This window comes from Kitasatospora aureofaciens, assembly GCF_019192735.1.
GTDB classification, from domain to species: Bacteria; Actinomycetota; Actinomycetes; order Streptomycetales; family Streptomycetaceae; genus Kitasatospora; species Kitasatospora aureofaciens_A.
Genome location: NZ_JAHTKP010000136.1, coordinates 1 through 4508, shown reverse-complemented (window position 1 = coordinate 4508; position 4508 = coordinate 1). Strand labels below are relative to the sequence as shown.

Sequence of the window (4508 nt, the reverse complement as noted above, 5' to 3'; positions counted from 1 at the left end):
GATCTCGGCCCGGCGGGCGGCGGACGGCGAGCCGGCGGCGCGCTCCGACGTCCGGCCGTCCCGGCCGCCGCTGTCGCGCCGGGCGCGCTCGGGGCCGGGTGGGGTGCGCAGCCGGTTGGGCTAACGGCTTCCAGAAGCTAGAACAGCGCCTCCTGGGTGTCCGGTTCCGGCGGGCGGACGCGTTCCTCCAGTGTCACGCCGACGGTGGCGCGGCCGGTGACGGCGGTGAGCGTCCAGCCGGTGAGCAGCCGGGTGTCGAGGAGCAGCGGGCCGGAGCCGTCGGCCTGGTCGAGGAAGAGGTGACGGCCGACCGGGGGCCGCAGGGTGCCCGTGATGACGGCCCCGTCGGCCAGGCCGCCGATCTGCCGGTACACCTCCGGGGCGCCGCCGGCCAGCCCGAAGCGGTCGACGTGGTCGGTGACCGGGCGGTCGGTGAGCAGCTCCAGGGCGTGGCCGTGCAGCAGCCGGTGCGCCTGCGCGCGGGCGTCGGTGAGGACGGCGCGGCGGTGCGGGGCGTCTCCGTGCCCCCACCAGCGGTCCGCCTTGGTGCGGCTCTTGAAGCGTTCGCGGGCCAGGCCCGAGGCGGCCACGGTGAGTTCGGCGCGCCGGATCGCCGGGAGGCCGCCCCGCGCGGTGAACACGTAGGCCAGCGCGCCCTGTTCGAGCAGCCGGCTGTCGCCGCGCTGTTCGGCGGTGAGGCCGACCTTGAGCAGGCCGTCGCCGAACCAGGCCAGGTAGAGCAGGTAGGTGCGGCCGTCGTCGAGGATCTGGTCCCGGGCGAGGGCGAGGCCCCGGTCGACGCTCTGGCAGGCCGGACACTGGACGGCGCCGCCGGCCGGATCGATCGCGGCGTGGTGCGGGCACGAGGTCCGCTCGGTGGCGCCCGCCAGCCAGGCCCCGGTGCAGCGGCGCGGCCCGCCGAGCAGCCAGCCGACCTCGGCGCCGGGCGTGACGGCACGCTCGTGCACCCGGGTGCCGCGCACGGCCCCGAGCAGGGCGCGGCCGTCGTGCCAGCTCAGGCCGGTGGAGATCCAGCCGCCGGGCCGGTCCGGCTGCTGTGGTGCGGTCGTCACGTCGTGTCCCTCCCGTCGGACCAGTGAGGCTACCGGCTGCCTCTGACAATCACCCCGCCCCACCGTCGAAGGCGGGGTGCGGAAAACCGTTCCGGGCAGGCCGGGGTCGCTGTTAGCGTCCCGATCATGAACGACACCCCCACCCCGGACGACCTCGCCCTCGCCCTCCGGCTCGCCGCCGCCACGCTGCGCGGCGCGCCCGCAGATGCCGACTGGTCCCGCCCCGCCGGGTCGATCGGCTGGGACTGCTGGAGCACCGTCGAGCACCTCGCCGACGACCTCCTCGCCTACGCGGCCCAGCTCGGACCGGCCGCGCCGCCACGCGACCGGTACGTTCCGTTCCTGGCGACCCGCCAGTTCCCCGGCGGCCCGCACAACTTCGTCCGCGCCGAGCAGGAGGCCGGAGCGGACGGCCTGGTCGAGGTCCTGGAGGCGAGCGGCGGGCTGATGGTCGCCATCGCGCGCACCGCCTCGCCCGACACCCGCGCCTACCACCCGTGGGGCCTCGCCGACCCGGCCGGGTTCGTGGCGATGAGCCTGGTCGAACTCCTGGTCCACCTCCACGACATCGCCCAGGGCCTCGGCCTCCCCTGGGAGCCCCCGGCGGACCTCTGCCACCGCGTCCTGACCCGTCTCTTCCCCGACGTCACGGTGGACCCGGCCAACGCCCCCTGGCCCACCCTCCTGTGGGCGACGGGCCGCACCGCCCTGCCCGGCCGCCCGGTACGGACGGAGTGGCGCTGGCACGCCGAGGTGCGGGCGTAACGGGCCGCCGGGCGAAGGAGCTGCCCGGGCCAAGCCCCCTGACCGGCACCGCAGGTCAGGGGGCTTGGCCCGGTGGGGTGTCCACGTTCTATTGTGGCGGGCGCCGGTGGCGGCGTGGAGTGAAGGGGTGGACGTGGCGGGGCGGCGGAACGACGGGGTGCTGGCGGTCTGGGCGGAGGCGCAGCGACAGCAGCAGCGCCGGGAGGAGGCCCGCTGGCGCGCGCAGGCGGCGGAGGAGCGCCGACGGGAGCGCGAGTTGCGGGAGGCGCAGCGGGCGGCGGCCCGGAACGAGCGGGAGGCGCAGCGCGCCTACCAGCAGTTGCGGGAGGCGGAGGCGGCCCGGCGGACGGCCGAACTGGACGCCCGGGTGGAGGAGTTGCGCGGCCTGCTGGCGGCCGGCCTGCGGGAGCCGGCGTTCAGTCCGCAGGCGCTGCTGGCCCCGCGCCCGGTGCCGCCGTTCGACCCGGGCCCGCTCGGCGTGCCCGTCGCGATGCCCGATCAGGCGGACTACCTCGTGCCCCCGCCGGACCCGGAGCAGGCCCGCAATTCGGGGGTGCGGCAGCGGTACGAGCAGTACGTCGCCCAGGCCCGCGCCCGGTTCGAGCAGGACTGGTACGCCGCGCAGGCGCAGGAGGCGGACCGGCAGCGCCGGCTGGCCACCTGCCACCAGGAGTACCTGGAGCGGGTGGCCCGGCACCGCCGGGAGGACGAGGAGCGCACCGCCCGTACCGAGGAGTTGCTGCGCCGGCTGCGCGGGGGCGAGCCGGAGGCGGTGCAGGAGTACTTCACCGCCGGGCTGTACGCCTCCGCCGCCTGGCCGGAGGGCTTCCCGCACCGGCTGGTGGCGGCCTGGGAGGCGCCGACCCGCCAGCTGGTGGTGAACTGGGAGCTGCCCGGCCCGGACGTGGTGCCGGCGGCGGCCCGGGTGCGGTACGTGAAGACGGACGACCGCGAGGCCGAGGTGGCCCGCCCGGCGACGGAGCGCAAGGCGCTGTACCGGGAGGTGCTGGCGCAGACGGCGCTGCGGGTGGCCGCGGAGCTGTTCCGCGCGGACCGGGACGGGATGCTGGACTCGGTGGTGCTGAACGGCTTCGTCCGCGGCATTGACCCGGCGACCGGCCGGGAGTCGGAGCGCTTCCTGTCCACGCTGTCCGCCGCGCGGGCGGACTTCGCCGGCCTGGCGCTGGACCGGGTGGCGCCCGTGGAGTGCTTCCAGGGCCTGGGCGGCACGCTGTCGGCGCGGCCGGAGCGGCTGGACGAGGTGCGGCCGGGCCGGCTGCCGGAGACGGTGGGCGGGAGCCTGGCCGGGCACGGCGGCGAGGACGACCCGGACCTGTTCGAGATGGACCCGATCGAGTTCGAGAACCTGATCGCCGAGCTGTTCCGGCTGCGCGGCTTCCGCGTCATGACGACCGCCCGCAGCGGTGACGTCGGGGTGGACGTGGTCGCCGAGGACCTCGACCCGGTGACCGGCGGCAGGATCGTGATCCAGGCGAAGCGCTACCGGCACACCGTCTCCCCCACCGCCGTCCGCGACCTGGACTCCACCGTGCGCCACCACGGGGCGATCAAGGGCATCCTGGTGACCACCGCGGGCTTCGGCCCGGGTTCGTACGAGTACATCCGCAACAAGCCGCTGTCGCTGGTCAGCGGCCCGGAGCTGGTCGAGCTGCTGGCCGAGCAGGGTCTGCGCGGACGGCTCGGCGGCGGCCCGCAGGCGGAGCAGCACGAGACCGACGCCGAGCCGACGGACCGTCACAGCAGCATCGAGCTGGCCTGGCGCAGCCGGACGGCGGGCGGGGACGCGGTCGAGCTGGACGTCACCGCCTTCCTGTGCGCCGCCGGCCGGGTGCTGAGCGACGAGCACTTCGTGTTCTTCAACAACCCGCAGGACCCGGACGGCGCCGTCCGCCTGCACCCGACCCGCTCGGTGCCGGGCGATCCGATCCGCGCCGCCCGGCTGACCCTGGACCTGGCCCGGCTGGCGCCCGCGGTGGAGGAGGTGGTGATCGCCGTCTCGACCGAGGAGGAGGAGCCGCCCGCCCTGCCGCTCGGGTACGTGCACGGGCTGGCGCTGGCCGGCGCCTACGCCCCGGGGGCGGCGGGCCCGGAGCAGTGGACGGCCCCCACCGGGGGTGTACCGGACAGCGCGATGCTCGTCGGATCGTTCCAACGCGCGGGCGCCGGCTGGCAGTTCAAGCCCTCGGGCGCGGCGGTGACGAACGGCCTGGCCGGGCTCGCCGGGGCGTTCGGCGTCGCCGTCGAATAGCAGACGTCCAGCAGGCGTCGAAGGCAAACGTCGATGCGCAGGCGTCGATGCGCAGGCGTCGAAGGCAGGCGTCGATGCGCAGGCTCAGGGATCAGCGTCATACCTGAGAAGGAGAGGCCTCCCCGCCGGACCGCCGGGACGGCGGGGGCCTCCCCTCCGCGGGACATACGAATCGGGTTCGAAGTACTTGGAAGGATAGGACGGAACCCGAAAATCCGTTCCCGTCCCCAGGAGCCCTCGTGACGATCCCCGCAACCGCCGTCCGCACCGGTCTGGCGGCCGCCCGCGCCACCGGCCTGAACAAGGTCTACGGGGAGGGGGAGACCCGCGTCGTCGCCCTCGACAACGTCAGCGTGGCCTTCCCGCAGGGCGAGTTCACCGCCATCATGGGCCCCTCCGGC

The 4508-nt window shown here is 75.7% G+C and carries 3 protein-coding genes and 1 pseudogene; 3 read left to right on the top strand and 1 reads right to left on the bottom strand.

Annotated features, from left to right (window positions below):
• Positions 1 to 137: 137 nt before the first annotated feature.
• Complete coding sequence (locus KV557_RS44725; RefSeq protein ID WP_218207285.1) at positions 138 to 1073, bottom strand: DUF2797 domain-containing protein; 936 nt, start codon at positions 1071 to 1073, stop codon at positions 138 to 140.
• A 126-nt stretch (positions 1074 to 1199) separates the two neighbouring features.
• On the opposite strand from KV557_RS44725, the gene KV557_RS41410 reads away from it, so the two are divergent.
• From KV557_RS41410 to KV557_RS43900, 3 genes and pseudogenes are all read left to right on the top strand, one after another.
• Complete coding sequence (locus tag KV557_RS41410; RefSeq protein ID WP_218207284.1) at positions 1200 to 1838, top strand: maleylpyruvate isomerase N-terminal domain-containing protein; 639 nt, start codon at positions 1200 to 1202, stop codon at positions 1836 to 1838.
• Positions 1839 to 1971: 133 nt separating this feature from the next.
• Positions 1972 to 4107: a restriction endonuclease gene (locus KV557_RS44720; protein ID WP_218207283.1), complete on the top strand. Its 2136-nt coding sequence runs from the start codon at positions 1972 to 1974 to the stop codon at positions 4105 to 4107.
• 245 nt (positions 4108 to 4352) lie between these two features.
• Positions 4353 to 4508, top strand: a pseudogene (locus tag KV557_RS43900) (ABC transporter ATP-binding protein); the annotation flags it as partial.